We start from the raw sequence: 15,674 nt of genomic DNA, 5'->3' as shown, positions 1-15,674 counted from the left end.
GAAAATGACAGCGGTCGAGAATAGGCGGAAGAACCACATACCCTCCGTGAGAAACGATAACTCGGCGGCTGTCGTGACAGCTGATAAATGCGTTATTGCGTCTAGATACTGATATTATATTATTGAATTATCTGTGGGAAGTGTTTAAATATACTCATTATCTCGGAGGGTGTCGTCTGTAGTATGAGCCAGAACGACTCTGCGATGGCGAACTACCTCAAAAACAACCCCCGGATGGTCGGCGTCGTCTTCACGATGATGCTGCTTCTCTCACAGACAGGAAACGCCGCGGCGGCGGCCGGTGGATGGGTTTCTGGCCCTTAAACCTCGTACCGTTCGATAGATCTGCTCCACCGGAGCTCACCTTCGAATCGAACAGGCAGATCTTCAAGTTGAAGAAATTCAAACAACTCCTCTGCTGAAACCTCTTGGGTCTGAGGTGTGCCCGACGGGAGAGAATACTGTTGTTGGTCGGAAATATACGGAATCATCAAGCTACCCATGCCAAACTTATCGGTGGGGTATCCGCGAACCGAAATTTCGTATTGGTTTTCTTTTTGACTAACCTCGCAGAGGAAGGGTGCGCCGCTTTCAGCCTGCGCGATGGCGAGGCCACCATCACCGACGACGACGTACTGATTGCCGACGATGCTCTCGCCGCGAGCGATTTCGAGCGCCACCGAAAGTGGGAAGCCCCCGTTGAGTAGGCGCGCCAGCGTCGAACCGATGCGCACTGCGCCGCTGTTGATGACGTCCGAGAGCGTGACGATGCCGCCAATGGCTCCGGCCTCGATGAGCGACAGTCCCTGTTCGTAGGACGTACAGCCGTTCAACAGGAACGCGTCGACACCCACGTCGTCGAGTTCGCGCGCGTCGAGGCGGCCGTCGGTGCACTCGAAGCCGCCGTCGTCGATGTGGCCGATGTAGTGGAGGAACTCCGTCTCCTCGCGGAGCACCTCGGCCAACTCGTCGGTGGTGAGAGAGCGGTGGATGCGGACGTCGAACGGGAGTTCGTCGCGCGACCCGTACACCTGGTCGATGTCGTCGCGCTCCTCACTCATCTGGGCGTCGTTGCAGACGACGACGATGTCGATGTCGTCGTCGTCGGCTACCGTCCGACTGAGTCGGTTACGATACGCTTCGATGGTGGCCTTGTTCGCGCCGACGGGCGCTCCGTCGCCGACCCACGCTTGCTCGACGGAATCGGCCGACTCGGGTTCGACGAACTCCATCGACGATGGCTGTGCCGCCGTACTCCGGGTGAACTCGTCGCTGTCGCGGAGGAACTCCTGGACGGCGTCGACCTGTATCTTCGGCGCGGTCGACGCCTCCGTTTTCGTGGGCGTGCGCACGATTGCGAGGTCGTCGACGAGAAACGGCAGTAGCTCTGCGCTCTGAGCCGTCGGCGCGACGTGGCTGACGAGTTTCCACTCCGGTTGGTGCGGTTCCAGTGTCTCGTACGGAATCGAGAGGTACGCTTCGAGTCGCTCGTCTGAGGGAAGCTCGTAGAGCCGTTCGAAGTCGATGTCGGCGGTCGATTCGACCGCGCGACGCTCGTGGAGGTCGACTTTGTATAGTCCCTCGGTCCGACAGAGGCAGTCGAGGAAGAACACGTGACGTAAGACGCGCTCGAGTTCTTTCTCGACGCCCTCGCAGGTGTCGAGTCGGTGCTCGAAGCCCGAGTCGGTCACGAGGCGAGCCACTGGTCCGGGTTCGACGCGTGCACCGAGGTAGTACGCGAGCGGTGCGGCCGTGTGGACGTACGAACGTTCGCGCGGGAGTTCGATGCGGATGCCCGTCTCGGGGGCGACGACGTCGTCCGGTGCATCGAACGTCTCGCCGAGTTCGACCGTCGGCGGGTGACCGCGGAGCGTCGGGTAGGACCGCTCCGGCGTCGTCGTCTTCATCGCCGACCCGAACAGCGAGACGGCGCGCATCACGTCCTCGACCGAGTCGCCGACGGTGATGGTTCCGGCCGGGTGCTCGTGGTGCGAGCGCCCGCCCAGCGATACCGTCGTCTCCGCGCCGAAGTCGAGACGCTGCTGCGTGCGGTCGACGGTGAGCCCGCTCGACACGCGCAGGTACATCTTGATTGGCGTACAGAGTTCGACGGCGTACTCGCCGTCGGGGAGCGTGAGCGAGTCCGAGGGAGTGACGTGTGCGAGCATCGTCCCGTCGGTGTCGCGGACGTAGATCGGGACGACCGTCGGCAGCGTCAGCGACGACGTTCGGAACGAGACGGCGGCGTCGACGGGGAACCGAAACTCGTCGGTGTCGACGGGTTCGGGGTCGACCGGATTCGGCGTCCCGAGTTCGTATCGGTGGCGCTCGACGGGGTCGACGACTTCGATGCCGTCGCCGCCGTCGCTGCACCCGAACCGTACGGTCATCGAGACCACCTCCGGGTAGAGGCCACGGTTGGGTGAGTAGTCATTGCCCATTGAATTTGGCTGAAAGTATAACAATGTGTCGGCGTCGCCGAAGGTTCGACGAAATGTCTTCAACCGGGGCCAGAAGTCGCATCTGGCCGCGACAGATGCGCTTCTTGCAGGAGGAGAAGACGCCGCAGTCTGGCGAAACCGGCCGTCGAACATCGGTTCTCACAACCGATCAGTCAGAAGTCCTGTATTTCAGTTCCGACGCATTTATCCAGTCTCTCTGCCGTTCGCAGGTAGCATGCGAACGTCGGGCACCGTCGTGTGGCTCTCGGTTCTTTTAATCGCGGCACTCTCGATAGCGAGCGGCCCGCTCGTCGGCGGCGTCGACTTCACGTCCGCGGGGGACACGACCGGCGACAGCGGGTCCGGGGGTGCGCTCGGAGCCGGGAACGCGACGGTCACCGACGTTTCCCTCGATGCAGCGGGAGTCCGACTCGAACGAGGTGGCTACGGTTCGCAGGCGTACTATCTCAGCGTCCCGGACGCGACGGTCCGGCTTCAATCGGTGACCGGTCGTCCGATACTCAGCTACAAGATCCGGGTTCCCGCGCTCGGTCTCGAACGGAGTTCGGCCGTGTTTCTGAACGAGTCGTACACCGAAGCCGGGGCGACGACGCTCGCGTTGACAGTCGACGACGACCCCGTCGACCCCGAGCGGGTGACCGAGTCGAGTTACGAGGCGGAGCTGTCGGTGCTGTTGCGGACGGAGTCGGGGAGTCGGACGCTTCGACGGCTCTCGGTCACCGTGGAGGTCGAACGGTGAGCGACTCGAAGCGACGTCTCGTGACCGAAATCTTCGGCGATAGAGCGGGTCTCGCGCTGTTTCTCTTCTCTCTCGCCTTCTTCAGTCTGTTCTGGCGCGTCGGCGTGTTCGTCAACGACACCTACACCGTCGCCAACGCGTTCGTCGGCGTCGCCGACGGGCATCTCTACGTCGACGAACTCCGATACGGCCCGGCCGACGGCGCGACGCCGGGAATGAACGTCGTCGACGGCCGGCTGTACGGTCGAAACTACGGACAGATGGCGCTCGCGCTCCCGATACTGTGGGCGCTCGAACTGAGCGCGCTCGTCGCGGCCCCCCGACTCGTCGTCGTCGGCCTGTGGAGTCTCACTGTCCTGGGCGCGTGTGTCGTCGCTGGACGGGTCGCCGGTCGTCCAGCGGTGGGCGACGTTGTCGGCTCCGTCGCCGCCGTGGGACTGTTCGCGGCGAATCTCCCGTTTGCGACGCCGCTCGACCCGAAGTGGTTCCCGTTGATGGCGCTACAGTTGGCGTCGATGCTCGCGGCGGCGCTCGCGGGCGTCGTCACGTATCGGTTGCTCGCGCGCGTCGCCGACAGGAGAGCGGGACTCGCCGCGGGAGCGCTACTGACCGTGGCGACGCCCGTGGGCTTCTGGGCGTCGTTGCCGAAGCGACACGCGACGATGGCGCTCGTCGTCGTCGTGGTGCTGTACACGTTCTATCGAAGTCGAGAGTGCGCCGAAAGCGACCCTCGACGCGCGCTCGGCTTTCGGGCAGCAGCGTACGCGACGATCGGTCTCTCGACGTGGGTGCAACCCGCCGAGGCGTTGACGCTGTTCGTCGCGCTCGCACCGGTCGACTTGCTGACCGCGCGGCGCACCGACTGGCGTACGCTCGGCGTCGTCGCCGCCGCGTTCGCGCTCTCGCTGCTCCCGTTTCTGGCGACGAACGCGGCCGTGACTGGAAATCCGCTGTCGCCGCCGCGTCTGTGGCCTCGGTTTACGGGTGAGCAGGCACTCGCGGTGGAGCCGACGAGCGGAACCGGCAGCGAGAGCGTCGGTAGCGAGGTCGGCGGTAACGAGACTGTCGACGCCGAAACCGCCGGCGGAGAAGACGTGAGCGGAAACGGCGGTGACGCCTCGAACACCGACCTCGTCGCATCCGTCGGCGTACTCCTCGTCAGCGCCCTCGACCGGGCGGCGCTGTTCGGCGAGTTTCTCGGCCGGGGACTGCGCGCGAGCGTCGAACCCGTCCGACTCTACCGCATCTTCGTCCGCAGCGGCTATCTCGCCGGCGTCGCCGGCGACGACGGCGGCGAAGCGGTCAACATGGCGCTCGTCGAGTCCGCGCCGGTCCTCGGTGCGCTCGTCGGGATGGTCCCGCTCGCGGTTCGCCGGGTGCGCAGGTCCGTCGGGAAGCGGTCGAATCGAGGAGCGGTCGGCGACCGACTGTTTGGATTTCTCACCGCCCTACAGTCGCCGACGCGCGCGACGGACCTGCTGGCCGTAACGAGCTTCTCGACGTTCTCGCTCATCTACCTGCACCGGCTGCCGCTGCACGCGATGGTGACGGTTCGGTATCTCGTGCCCCTGGTTCCGATACTGGTCTACGCAGTGGTTCGTCTCGAAAGCGTCCGCGACGCACTCGGTGAGTGGTCGGCGCTCGGATGGAGCTACGTAGGAACGGTCGCTGTCGGCGGTCAGTTGCTGTTGCTCGCACTGCTGCTCGACGGCGTCCAGTTGGGCGAGGCGATCCAGTTGCACGCGCTGGTCCATCTCGCGGCCGCGACGGCGCTGGCGCTGTGGGTTCTGTTCGCTGCGCGTCGTGACGAGACGCATCCGCGCGTCGGTGCCGCACTGGTGGGCGTCGCCTGCGGGTCGACGACGGTGTTTCTGCTGCTGTCGGGCTGGGAGTACTTCGGGTACGCGGGCGAGTTCGCGCTGCCGGCGATTCGCGTACTGTCGCGGGCGCTGCCGCTGTTCTAACGAGCAGTCGGGTGAACGTGCTCACCCGTGTCGACCCTCGTACTCGGTGCCGTTGCGGTGTACGAGAATAGCGCGACCGTCGAAGAACTCGACAGCGCCGGGAACGTCGCGCCGACGTCACCGTCGCGGTCGGCTGAGCCGACTGTATGGGTCTAATAGAGGAGAGTGACGGAGCAATTCACTAAAGAAACCCCGGTCGAACTCCGGGGGAGCGGGTACGAACCGAGTTCGGAGTGCGGAGCGTTTTCTCAGCGCCGTATCTGTCCCTGTATCTGGCTTCGGACGTCGGCGGCGGAGTCGTACGTTCGGTCGTCGGCCGGGGCGAGCACCTCGTCGACGGGCTTCCACCCGCCCCGCGTTTCGACCTCGCGGTCGCCGAAAGCCTCGATCAGTTCGTCCGTCGTCGCCGGATACTCGTGGGTTTCGAGCGCGTCGTCCAACTCGCCGAGTCCCTCTTCGGGTTCGTCGGGCACCGGTTCGGTCTCGTCAGCGCGGTCGCGCGCCTCCTGCATCTCCCGCTCTCGTTGGCGTCGCTCCGCATCGTCGGCTTGCTTGTCTCGACTCTTTTTCGTATCTGCCATCCTCTACACTACGGGAGTGAGCGATAAAACGCTGTGGCCGTCCACGGTGAAGCGCTCAATCAAGTGACTCTGTCGGCCCGTTCGCTCGGTTCGACCGTGTCTCGGATGTTACGACGGCCTCTCGGGAGATTCCGCGGGATGTTTGTTCGCTCCGAAAACAGTTTACAGAACACACTTTCTATTTGTCACATTTGACACCGTCGACGGTTCTGATAAAATTCCGAGAGAGCGAGTTCACCGCGTCGGGTCTCCGGAGTCGATGCCGTTGACGGATGGCGAGCGCGTCGCGTCGGGCGCTTACCGAACGTCGCGAGTTCGTCTCAGTTGCTGGCGGCCGAAGACGACCCACGCGAGTCCGAAGAACACCATCGGTCCCGCCCACGGGTCGGCCGTCTCGCCCATCACGTACGTCGTGAAGCCGTACGCGAGCGGGAGACCGACCGGCAGCGCGGCGACGAAGAGCCAGCTTTCGAGTCTCGGCTGGACGTCGGCACGGAGCCTCGCAACGCCGAACCCAAAGGCACCGACGACCGTGACGAGGAACCCCAGGACGAACCCGAGGAAGGCGATGCCCGGGCCGTAGATGGCTATCGGCAACGCGACGGCGGTCACGATGGTTCCGAGTGCGACCATCGCGAAGGTCAGTTTCGCAACTCTCCCGAACCAGTCGCGTTCGTGCAGGTAGAACGCCGGGAGTCCGACCAGAATCAGCAGGAACCCGATAGCGCCGAGCGGGTCTGCGTAGACGAACTCCGCCTCGTTCAACACGGTGAACAGTGCGAGACCGACCCCCACGACGAGCAGCCCACCGAGAATCGCGGCGAGCGCGCTGAGCTGCCAGAACCGACCGTCTGTCGACGTCGTCTTCCCGTACTGTCCGACCTCTTCCGTCTCGTATGTAACCATGCTTCCACCGATTCGGAGGTGGTACGTGCGTACCGCGTTCGAATCAGATAGATTACGCGTTCTCAGGGCTTAACGAGTGACCTTGATTTCGAGAACCCGTTTTCGGTGAGTCGATTACGAAACTCGATTCGGTCAGCCGTCTAACCCGCTCGCCACGTCCGAGTCGTCGAATTCGTTCACTTTCGCCGGTCGTCGCCAACTGCTCACAACAATTCAGCCGGTGTGACGAATTTCATATAGAGATAGAGAACACTCACCGTCAGTGTAAAGACACATATTGGATGCGTTCGCGGAGGGTGGTATGCAAGCAGTTGTGCTCGCGGCGGGGAAGGGGACTCGCCTGCGGCCGCTCACCGACGAGAAACCGAAGGGACTGGTCGAAGTCGACGGGAAGCCGATTCTGACGCACTGTTTCGAGAAACTCGCTCGACTCGGTGCCAACGAGTTCATCGTCGTCGTCGGCTACAAGAAGGAGAAGGTCATCAGCCACTACGGCGACGAGGTGCAGGGCGTTCCCATCACCTACGCTCACCAGCGCGAGCAAAACGGGTTGGCGCACGCGCTGCTCACGGTCGAAGAACACATCGACGACGACTTCATCCTGATGCTCGGCGACAACGTCTTCGAGGCGAATCTCGGCGACGTGCTCCGACGACAGCGCGAAGAGCGCGCCGACGCGGCGTTTCTGGTCGAGGAAGTGCCGTGGGAGGAGGCGAGTCGCTACGGCGTCTGCGACACCAACGACTACGGCGAGATAATCGAAGTCGTCGAGAAACCCGACGAACCACCGTCGAACCTGGTGATGACCGGGTTCTACACCTTCTCGCCGGCCATCTTCCACGCCTGCCATCTGGTCCAGCCGTCGGACCGCGGCGAGTACGAGATTACGGATGCCATCAACCTGCTTCTGCAGAGCGGGCGCACCATCGACGCGATTCGTTTGGATGGTTGGCGCGTCGACGTCGGCTATCCCGAGGATAGAGAGGAAGCAGAACGGCGGTTACAAGAGGAACTCGCAGAGACGGCGTAGTTCGACGGAAGCCGTCGTCACCGCCCTTCGGAGGATTTTAACCGTTCTTTCACCGTGTAGCCAGCAATGACTGAAACGCGCGAGGCGACGAACGCCCTCCTCGCGGAGCGGCCGAACGCCGAGTCGGCGCTTCGTTCCATCCTCGCCGCCGACGAACGCGGCACGTGGACGTTCGACGACGTAGACGTCGACTCGGGACTGTTCGGCGAGATCGTCGCCGCGGATATCGTCGAGAAGCGAGACGGTGGCTACCGGGTCAACGACCCCGCGGCGGTTCGTGCGGCGCTCGACGGTGACGAGGGGGCGACGGAGACGGCGTCTTCACGGTCGATTTCGACGCCGTCGATGCCTTCGCTCTCGAACGTGCGCGTCGACCGGACCGCTGCGCTCGCGCTCGCGGGGGCGCTCGCCTTTCTCGCGCTGCTTCGACTCATCTCGATTTCGGCGGTGTTCCGCGAGGGCGCTATCGTCCTCTCGGCGAACGACCCGTACTTCTACCGGTACATCGTCGAAACCGTGGCTGCGGAGACGAGCGGGCCGTTCGACTTCGGCGCGTTGGCGTCGTTGCCCCAGCGCGTGACCGCTGGTGAACCACTTTTGGTCGTCACGCTCTGGTTCTGGACCGAGTTGCTCGGCGGCGATGCGAATGCTTCGGGCGTCGTTCTCGCCGTGTATCCCGTCGTCTTCGCGGTGCTGACCGGCGCGCTGGTGTATCTGACGACGCTTCGACTGACCGACGACCGACGGGTCGGACTCGCCGCGGTGCTGGCGCTGGCGCTGGTGCCTGCGCACGCCTACCGGACGAGTCTCGGATTCGCCGACCATCATGCGTTCGACTACTTCTGGCTGGCGCTGACCGCGGCGGCGCTGGTATCGTTGGCCGTGCGGTCGAGTCGCGGCTCCGACCGTGATGCGGGGATGGCGTTTTGGAGTGTGGTGTTCGGCGTCGCCGTCGCCGGGCAGACGCTCGCGTGGGAGGCCGGGCCGTTGCTGATTCTGCCGCTCGGGTTGATCGTCGTCGGCTGGGCGACCACGGCGGTTCGAGCGGGGATGTCGCCGATTCGCGAACTGGGCGGCGTGGTCGGTGGGTTAGCGCTCGCCGCCGTACTGACTGCCGGTGCACACTTCGCACTGGGGTGGCACGGAGAGACCGTCGCGTTCGCGCCCGCGGGGTTGTTCGTCGGCGCTGTCGCTGTGGTGGGCGTCGCCGAACTGGCACTGCGTCAGCAGTGGTCCGCGGGGAGGCTCCTCGGCGGAGAGGTCGTCGCGGGCGTCGTCGTTTTCGGGATTTTGCCCTTCGTCGTCCCACAGTTGGGAGCCGAACTGCAGAGCGGGATTCAGTTCCTCTTCGAGACGGAGGGAATCGTCGAGACGCAGTCGCTCGTCAGCGCCGACCAGGGCTCGCTCGTCGGGCCGCTGCTCTCGTTCGGACTGTTGGTTCTCCTGGGACTGCCGTACGCTGGATGGGCGATGCTGCGTGGGTCGCGGGCGTACGAACCGGGCTTGCTGGCGATGGCGACGTACGCGTGGTACTTCCTCGCGTTGGCGCTGGTTCAGTTGCGCTTCGCCGGTGAGCTGTCGGTGTTCGTCGCTATTTTCGCGGGGTTGGGCTTCGTCCATCTGGCGGCGAAGATAGACGCGGTGCGGATGCCGAAGCCGTTTGCCGAAGTGGAGTCGGGACGGCGTGGTCGTGAAAAAGCGGAGGAGACGATGGGGTTGGAGCGCCCGGAGCGCCGCGAGGCGATGTCGCTTCTGGGACTTGGACTGTTCGCCGGGAGCTTCAGTTTCGTCCAGATTCCGGTAAAGACTGGGCAGTTGTTGGTTTCTGATGGGTTGTACGACGCGGCGATGTGGATGCGTGAGTATTCTGAGGAGCAAGGGTGGGAGTATCCCGAGAACTACGTGTTCAGCGAGTGGAGCTGGAATCGGGCGTACAACTATCTGGTGAACGGGAACTCGGATTCATACGGGTTTGCGCGGAGCAACTATCGTGAGTTCCTCGGGTCGAGCAACGGCGAGAAGTGGTACCAGCGGTTGCAGGACCGAGTGGGGTTCGTCGTGACTGAAGGTGGAGCAACTGTCGCCGGCAACGCTGATGGCGGTGCGATGCTGCAGTCGCGGTTGCACACCCAGTACGGAGGCGGTGATGGGTCAGTTCCCGGTATTGGCCACTACAAGGCACTCTATGCGAGTGAGGGCGGGTCACAGAAGGTGTTCGGTCTCGTTCCCGGTGCGATACTCGTCGGACGTGGCGACGGGGACAGTCAGACCGTGACGACGGAGGTGGACGTCGGAAGTGAGTCGGTCACGTACGAGCGGTCGGTACAGCCGACGGAGAACGGGTGGTGTGCGGTTCGAGTGCCGCATGCTGGGGAGTATTCGTTGGCTGGCCAGCAATATCAGGTCTCGGAGGAAGTGGTGCAGTCTGGCGGGTTCTCGTCTGAGAAGGGGTCCCGTGCGGTGTGGTCGTTCAACGAAGGGCACGGTGAGTACGTGTTCGATTCAGAAGGAGGTCACCATGGATACGCTAATGGTGTTTCGTGGACCAATGGTATTGACGGGCGCGCGTTGGCGTTCGACGGGAGCGGGTCGGTGACAGTTCCAAATGTAGAGGAATTGAGTGGAGAGAATGGATTCACTGTGTCGGCATGGCTTCGGACGGATGGAGGTGTCGACTATCAAGAAAAGTTGCAGTACCCACGTATCGTCTCAAATGCAGAGAACAGTAGATACAACGAAACAGCAGGTTTTCAGATAGCCTTAGCAAATGGCAAGGCTCTAGCGTCTCTCGGCGACGGAGAAGACGTCGCGACCTTAGTAGGTCCTCCTGTTGACGACTCGGAGTGGCATCACTTAGCGCTTGTTTGGAATAGCAACGAAGTATGGTTTTACGTTGACAGTGAACTCGTCCAGCACCAGAATTTCACTAGTTCAGTAACACCGCCAAATTATCTCGGTATTGGCGCATCTTCGGACAACTATCAACGGTTCCGCGGACGTATCGACCAAGTAGAGATACGACGGCAGCCAGCCGGTCAGAAAACTATTATCCAGTTATATGAGCAATTCACATCCTAATCTCTCAGTTTGTATCTCGGTGCTAATTTGAGAGTTGACGTATTATCCCAATCAGTGCAAATACTCGCCACTCGCGGGGTCGGATTCATTGTAGGCCACCTGGCGGGGGCTTTTCTCGAAGACGGCTACAGCATCACCTCCCTCAACGATTTAGAGCTATTCTATGATGTTGGAATCCAGAATAGAGTGTTGAACAGTATCGATTAGTCATTGCCGAGCGGGCGAGTATCAACTCATTATCGGCGCTGACAGCGGTTCATAAGACAGCGCAAGCCAACGCTGGACTCGCTTGACGACCAGCTTCCGCTCGCCAGTTTGAATAAAAGCGCGATATGCCTCGGATGAACCATGGAGAATCTACACTTGACTCTCGTCCGGAAGAAACATCTAGAGAGGCATACCTATAAAAGATATTCGATTTTCGGGGAGTCATGGTAAACAACCGTCCAAAAAGAATATTCCCGATGAGATTTCATCTCGTTCGGCTATAGTAGGTTTCACTTGTCGGCCCAGATCGGAAACTGTTCAATGGATTCAGCGCCATCAATTCCACGAAATCACAGCAAAGAGACCTGGTGTACGGAAAGTCTCATTTAGGAAATCCCTGTCTTCGTACCACTAGTATTATCTATGAATATTCAACTGACAGAGGTCGTATCTTAGATGGAGATGTACCGGTGGATTAATTTTTAGTAAAAATATCTTGATACTCTATATAATATTACTAATAAATTATCACCACGCGCGTCGATATATACTCGGGTTACTAAGCAGACTCTGCGGACTTTATTCAAATTCACACTCAGTTACTGAGTTTGAGAGGGTACGTGGCCGATCTTTAGATTAGTTCAACCTCAAATAAAATACGACTGTCAAGGGGCTAAGGAGTCCGAATGGAAAAGAACGTTTTAGAACGCTAGCACTCACGAAAACCCTGTGGGAAACCAGCTTATCGGAAGTGCACCCTCTCGAAATTATTTGTCTCACGGCCGTTCTCAGTCGCCACATATACACTAGACAGCTCCGGCGGTTCCAAGGCTCCGATGACCAGCGCGCCAAATTGCGTCTTGACGAAGCGCTCACAGTAAACCATCAGACGAGCGCCCGTGGCGATGGCAAAGCCGCTAACGTCAGATTTTTCGAACATCTGGGTGTCGAAGAGTGGAATCACCGTTATTTCGTCAAACCTCGTCTGGTGGACTAGCGCAAATCCACGATTTTACCAGCAACGAACCTGGGAAGAAAATCCGCTATAATGTCGAATATATTGGGGTTAGGACTTCTGGTACGACATGGAAACCGTCATCTAGCATATTTGGTCCACCAAATCCTAATTACACTGCGTCTATCAACTGTTCCCAGTGGACAGTGAACCTCTTGATATCATATTCTTCCTCTACGAATCGCTTTGCATTTTGGCCGAGAGAAGAGGCGAGCTCCCGATTGTTTCTAAGCTGTTCTATCCGAGTGTACGCCTCTTCAGCGTTTGCGACGACGAATCCCTCTACTCCGTCTTGAATAATTTGATTTGGGTGTTCCCACGTGATTATGGGAAGTCCGGCGGCCATGGCCTCAAGAAGTCCCAGGTTGTATGAATTCTCCGGAGGTTTAGTCAGGTTAAGATAATATCTATGTGACTTATATGTCTGGAGCAAGGTCGTCCATCCTTCCGGGCTAGCCTCCTCTATACTGGGGTTCTTCCCCACAATTTTGATAGATGTTTTCTCAAGAAGATATTTGAGTGCATTTGTCCGGAAATGAGGCCTTTCTAAATGGTTAGCTACGACGACTCCGCTCTGTTTTGCTCCTGACCACTCTGGAAATTGCTCTGTCGGAATGCCATGTCTGATTGTCGTTCCTTCGAAGGGCCATGTCTCTGCTACGAACTTCGATATAAATACAACGTCAAACTTGTCTTGTTTCACGAGCGGTCGGAGTGCATGAGCAAGGCCGCTCTTTGCTTTCTGTCTCATGTAATTCTGATCCGACCCCGGGTGTTTGCGGTTCCCGTGGATTACCTGTATTAATTTTGTTCGGTGTATAGCGCTCTTCGGGAGTAGTGGCCATAAATCCGATAGCTGATGGCTAATTACCGCATCCATCCGTTTGATGAGTTCCTCGTCAATTTTGTCGATCATCTTTACGTTTTCAGGAATTGGCCGCGTCTCTTCTTCCCACCTGTTGACCACATAGAGGTTAACATCTGCACGACTGAGAAGATATAAATACGGTGTATGCCTGTTTATCGTCAAAATGTTGCGCACGGCTTGACTATCCTATGAGAACCGAGTAGTAAGAGGATACCGCTTCTTACAGTTGCTGATTGAGTTCGTGACTGACTTCGCTGGCAACATCCTTCCAACTTCTGAATTTGGGCGATGGATTGACATTTGCACATTTTTTGACTATCTCTGAAATATCTGAGTCATGCCCGACAATATATCCGTTCTCGCCATTTTCAATTAGGCTGGCCACACCACAATTATCCGTCACTACGCACGGTGTTCCTTCCGCGAGTGCCTCTGCTACGACGAGACCATACGACTCCCAGTCGGAAATATGCATAAGACAACTTGCACCCGCCATCGCCGATCGAGTAAGTTCGTAGCTAAGTGGTCCCAATACATGGACGCGGTCCTCAACGCCGTGCTGCTCAGCTACATGAATTGGGTCTCTCTTCACTTCGCCGATGAGTATGTAATCGACCTGCGGTATTTCTTTAAGTGCGTTCACAGTCTTCTCTTGCCCCTTCTCTGGAGTAACATCTCCTACGCTCAGGATGTATTCGCTGACCGAGTGATTTACCCTATCGTCAAGAAGAGCTTCGAACTTCTCGGAATCAACATCCACATGTGTAACCCCATTCTCAATGACAATTTCTCCCGAATCAGATATATATCCTCTAGTGACTAACTCTTTCTTTTCAAGATTTGAAACGAATATCACACTGTCAGCTATCGCTGTTTCCGCTCTAATTAGTGGCCTTAGAAGATATCTGTGTTTAGCTGACTCACGACCCATGAATGAGCTATGTGTGTGATATACTAACTTGGTCTTACTAGTGAGCGAAGCGACAGCTGCCGAGATCGCATGTGGTCCAGACAACCCATGGCAGTATATAAGATCGTGTTTCTGACCTTCTTTGACTAACCTTTGAGATAGAGCATAGGGCCTGGCTGATGTCCTTGCGAGCGAGGGGGTCTTCAACTGTACTATTGGAACACCGTCCCACTCATACCGTTTATATACGTCTCCGAATGAATATATTGTTGGATTGAATGTTTTTTTCAGATAATCAACAATCCATTTTGCAGTACGTTCCCCTCCTCCCACCGGATTAGGGAAATATGACGAACAGAAAACTGCTATATCGCTCATGTAATTAACCTTAGTAGCGTGTCTTTGATGATGTTATCTCTTTCGTCTATCGTGACCCTGGATAAACCTAAAATGAAAAGTATGCCTGCTCCTACGGTCGCCCCAAGAAGTGCTATTAGTTGAGGCAGGTCAGCTATCTCTAGAGCCGTGATGAGACCTGCCGTCAACACTGGTATTATGCTCGCCCGTAGGTGATCCTTGGAAAATGGGTTAATCCCCAAGTATTGATAGATTTCCAATAGGCGAAGTGCTTCCATCAACGCCATTGAACTGGCGGTCGCGACAGCCGCTCCAACATACCCAAACTGAGGAATAAGCAGGATATTGAGAACGACATTTGCGATTACTGCTATACCTGTGTTGATGAGATCAAGTCTAGAACTCACAGCCATGTTCAGTGAATGCGCCGCTGGACCAGCCAGAGAATGGACAACATGTGCGGTGGCAATCAGCATGAGTGCCACCCCACCTTGAATAAATTCTCTTCCGAAAAGGCTCAGAAGAGTATTCCTGAAACCAATAAGCAGCACGAAACCCGTGATAGTTGATATAAACAACCATCTGGAAAACACTGGATATAAATCTCGGATTTGATCAACATCTTCTTCCAAAGTCGCAAACAGGGGCTCAATCAATAAGCCAAGTGCGAACGAAGGAATCACCAATACAGATGCTAATTTGAAAGATGCTTGGTATATTCCGGCTTCTGATGCACTCCTTAGTGCTCCAAGAATGAACTTGTCTATCCACAGCAGGAGGAACGTGGACAGTGTACTGCCTAGGACGGGGATGGAGAATCTCAAGAGATCACTTGCCCGCGATGCCGAAACGAACAGTGAGTCATCCCTACTTCGGGGAACGAAACTAAAGGCTACGAGAAATATGACTATTTGCGCAACCGCATATCCCCCAAGGGCACCAACTATGCCTGTATTCAGAGCTATTAGGGAGACTGGAAACACGAATACGAGGCTCGGTTTTAGAATTAAATCTATGATTATGTAATCTCTTGCAGAATTGAATGCTCGCAATCCATTAGCAATCACCCCGGATGCAGCAACAAACGGGATTGACCAGACTGAAATATACAACAGTGTTACTACATCAAAGTTGAATAATCGGCCTATTTTGGCAGAGAAGACAATCATTGATACTGCGATTGCGCTCCCGGTAACGAGTGAAATAGCAATACTGGTCAGGAAAATTGGCGCCGACCGCTGTCTATCCGTGGAGTCGGCATACTTTATTATGCCTCTGCTCAAGCCGAGTCGAGAGGCCGTTCCTGCTAATACTATCATCCCTATTATGATCGCGTATTTTCCGAACGCCTCCGGGCCGAGTAGAGATCCAACTGCTATTTGCACACCTAGCCCAAGCGCCATCGCGAAGCATCTACCTACGACAGAGAGACCGGTAGAGGATACAACCGCAGCTAACCGTTCCGAGATCTGTTCTTCAAATTCTATTCCGCGCTCAGTAGACACGGTCTGATATGATTACTGAACAGTTGAACTGTCTTTCGCTCACGAGCCTGCT

11 protein-coding genes are annotated in these 15,674 nt (G+C 57.8%); 5 read left to right on the top strand and 6 right to left on the bottom strand.

Features of this window, described 5'->3' with window-relative positions; genetic code table 11:
• The first annotated feature begins 183 nt into the window (after nucleotides 1-183).
• Entirely contained in the window at nucleotides 184-324 is a 141-nt protein-coding gene (locus tag FCF25_RS15455; protein ID WP_168191186.1) for a hypothetical protein, read from the top strand.
• On the opposite strand, the gene FCF25_RS01735 is transcribed toward FCF25_RS15455, so the two are convergent.
• Nucleotides 321-2,390: a hypothetical protein gene (locus FCF25_RS01735; protein WP_137047109.1), complete on the bottom strand. Its 2,070-nt coding sequence runs from the start codon at nucleotides 2,388-2,390 to the stop codon at nucleotides 321-323. The two genes, FCF25_RS15455 and FCF25_RS01735, sit on opposite strands and share 4 nt — an antisense overlap.
• Nucleotides 2,391-2,676: 286 nt before the next feature.
• Here FCF25_RS01735 and FCF25_RS01730 point away from each other — a divergent pair, with 286 nt between their 5' ends.
• Together FCF25_RS01730 and FCF25_RS01725 are read left to right on the top strand one after the other, a co-directional pair.
• Nucleotides 2,677-3,201, top strand: coding sequence for a hypothetical protein (locus FCF25_RS01730; RefSeq protein WP_137047108.1), 525 nt, complete (start codon nucleotides 2,677-2,679; stop codon nucleotides 3,199-3,201).
• On the top strand, nucleotides 3,198-5,165 hold the full coding sequence (locus FCF25_RS01725) for a hypothetical protein (RefSeq protein ID WP_137047107.1): 1,968 nt from the start codon (nucleotides 3,198-3,200) through the stop codon (nucleotides 5,163-5,165). The genes FCF25_RS01730 and FCF25_RS01725 overlap by 4 nt, the downstream gene beginning before the upstream one ends.
• A gap of 248 nt (nucleotides 5,166-5,413) precedes the next feature.
• Here FCF25_RS01725 and FCF25_RS01720 read toward each other — a convergent pair whose 3' ends face one another.
• Both FCF25_RS01720 and FCF25_RS01715 read right to left on the bottom strand, forming a co-directional pair.
• Complete coding sequence (locus tag FCF25_RS01720) at nucleotides 5,414-5,746, bottom strand: hypothetical protein (RefSeq protein WP_137047106.1); 333 nt, start codon at nucleotides 5,744-5,746, stop codon at nucleotides 5,414-5,416.
• A gap of 297 nt (nucleotides 5,747-6,043) precedes the next feature.
• Nucleotides 6,044-6,652 (bottom strand): hypothetical protein, encoded by a 609-nt coding sequence (locus FCF25_RS01715; RefSeq protein ID WP_137047105.1) that lies wholly within the window; start codon nucleotides 6,650-6,652, stop codon nucleotides 6,044-6,046.
• A 301-nt stretch (nucleotides 6,653-6,953) separates the two neighbouring features.
• Here FCF25_RS01715 and aglF point away from each other — a divergent pair, with 301 nt between their 5' ends.
• Complete coding sequence (aglF, locus tag FCF25_RS01710; protein ID WP_137047104.1) at nucleotides 6,954-7,682, top strand: UTP--glucose-1-phosphate uridylyltransferase AglF; 729 nt, start codon at nucleotides 6,954-6,956, stop codon at nucleotides 7,680-7,682.
• Nucleotides 7,683-8,045: 363 nt separating this feature from the next.
• Nucleotides 8,046-10,760, top strand: coding sequence for a LamG-like jellyroll fold domain-containing protein (locus tag FCF25_RS01705; protein WP_168191185.1), 2,715 nt, complete (start codon nucleotides 8,046-8,048; stop codon nucleotides 10,758-10,760).
• Nucleotides 10,761-12,094: 1,334 nt separating this feature from the next.
• Here the strand turns inward: FCF25_RS01705 and FCF25_RS01695 are convergent.
• The 3 genes from FCF25_RS01695 to FCF25_RS01685 are packed head-to-tail and all read right to left on the bottom strand — an operon-like array spanning nucleotide 12,095 to nucleotide 15,622.
• A complete protein-coding gene (locus FCF25_RS01695; protein WP_137047101.1) occupies nucleotides 12,095-13,024 on the bottom strand; it encodes a glycosyltransferase in 930 nt (309 codons plus the stop codon).
• Nucleotides 13,025-13,070: 46 nt separating this feature from the next.
• Nucleotides 13,071-14,138 carry a glycosyltransferase family 4 protein gene (locus FCF25_RS01690; RefSeq protein ID WP_137047100.1) on the bottom strand — a complete coding sequence of 356 codons (1,068 nt, stop codon included), beginning with the start codon at nucleotides 14,136-14,138 and terminating at the stop codon, nucleotides 13,071-13,073.
• The gene (locus FCF25_RS01685) at nucleotides 14,135-15,622 is read right to left on the bottom strand and encodes a flippase (RefSeq protein WP_137047099.1); all 1,488 of its coding nucleotides are present in this window, start codon (nucleotides 15,620-15,622) and stop codon (nucleotides 14,135-14,137) included. The genes FCF25_RS01690 and FCF25_RS01685 overlap by 4 nt, the downstream gene beginning before the upstream one ends.
• Between the last annotated feature and the right edge of the window lie 52 nt (nucleotides 15,623-15,674).

The sequence above is a fragment of the Haloprofundus sp. MHR1 genome (assembly GCF_005155585.1).
Classification (GTDB): Archaea; Halobacteriota; Halobacteria; order Halobacteriales; family Haloferacaceae; genus Haloprofundus; species Haloprofundus halophilus.
The sequence above is the reverse complement of the archived record's forward strand: the minus strand, read 5'-3'. Positions and strand labels throughout refer to the sequence as shown.

What these genes read in the sequence shown, in the direction of transcription:
- FCF25_RS15455 (WP_168191186.1), top strand. Translation starts at nt 184, where the DNA reads ATGAGCCAGAACGACTCTGCGATGGCGAACTACCTCAAAAACAACCCC.
- FCF25_RS01735 (WP_137047109.1), bottom strand. Translation starts at nt 2,390, where the DNA reads ATGACCGTACGGTTCGGGTGCAGCGACGGCGGCGACGGCATCGAAGTC.
- FCF25_RS01730 (WP_137047108.1), top strand. Translation starts at nt 2,677, where the DNA reads ATGCGAACGTCGGGCACCGTCGTGTGGCTCTCGGTTCTTTTAATCGCG.
- FCF25_RS01720 (WP_137047106.1), bottom strand. Translation starts at nt 5,746, where the DNA reads ATGGCAGATACGAAAAAGAGTCGAGACAAGCAAGCCGACGATGCGGAG.
- FCF25_RS01715 (WP_137047105.1), bottom strand. Translation starts at nt 6,652, where the DNA reads ATGGTTACATACGAGACGGAAGAGGTCGGACAGTACGGGAAGACGACG.
- aglF (WP_137047104.1), top strand. Translation starts at nt 6,954, where the DNA reads ATGCAAGCAGTTGTGCTCGCGGCGGGGAAGGGGACTCGCCTGCGGCCG.
- FCF25_RS01690 (WP_137047100.1), bottom strand. Translation starts at nt 14,138, where the DNA reads ATGAGCGATATAGCAGTTTTCTGTTCGTCATATTTCCCTAATCCGGTG.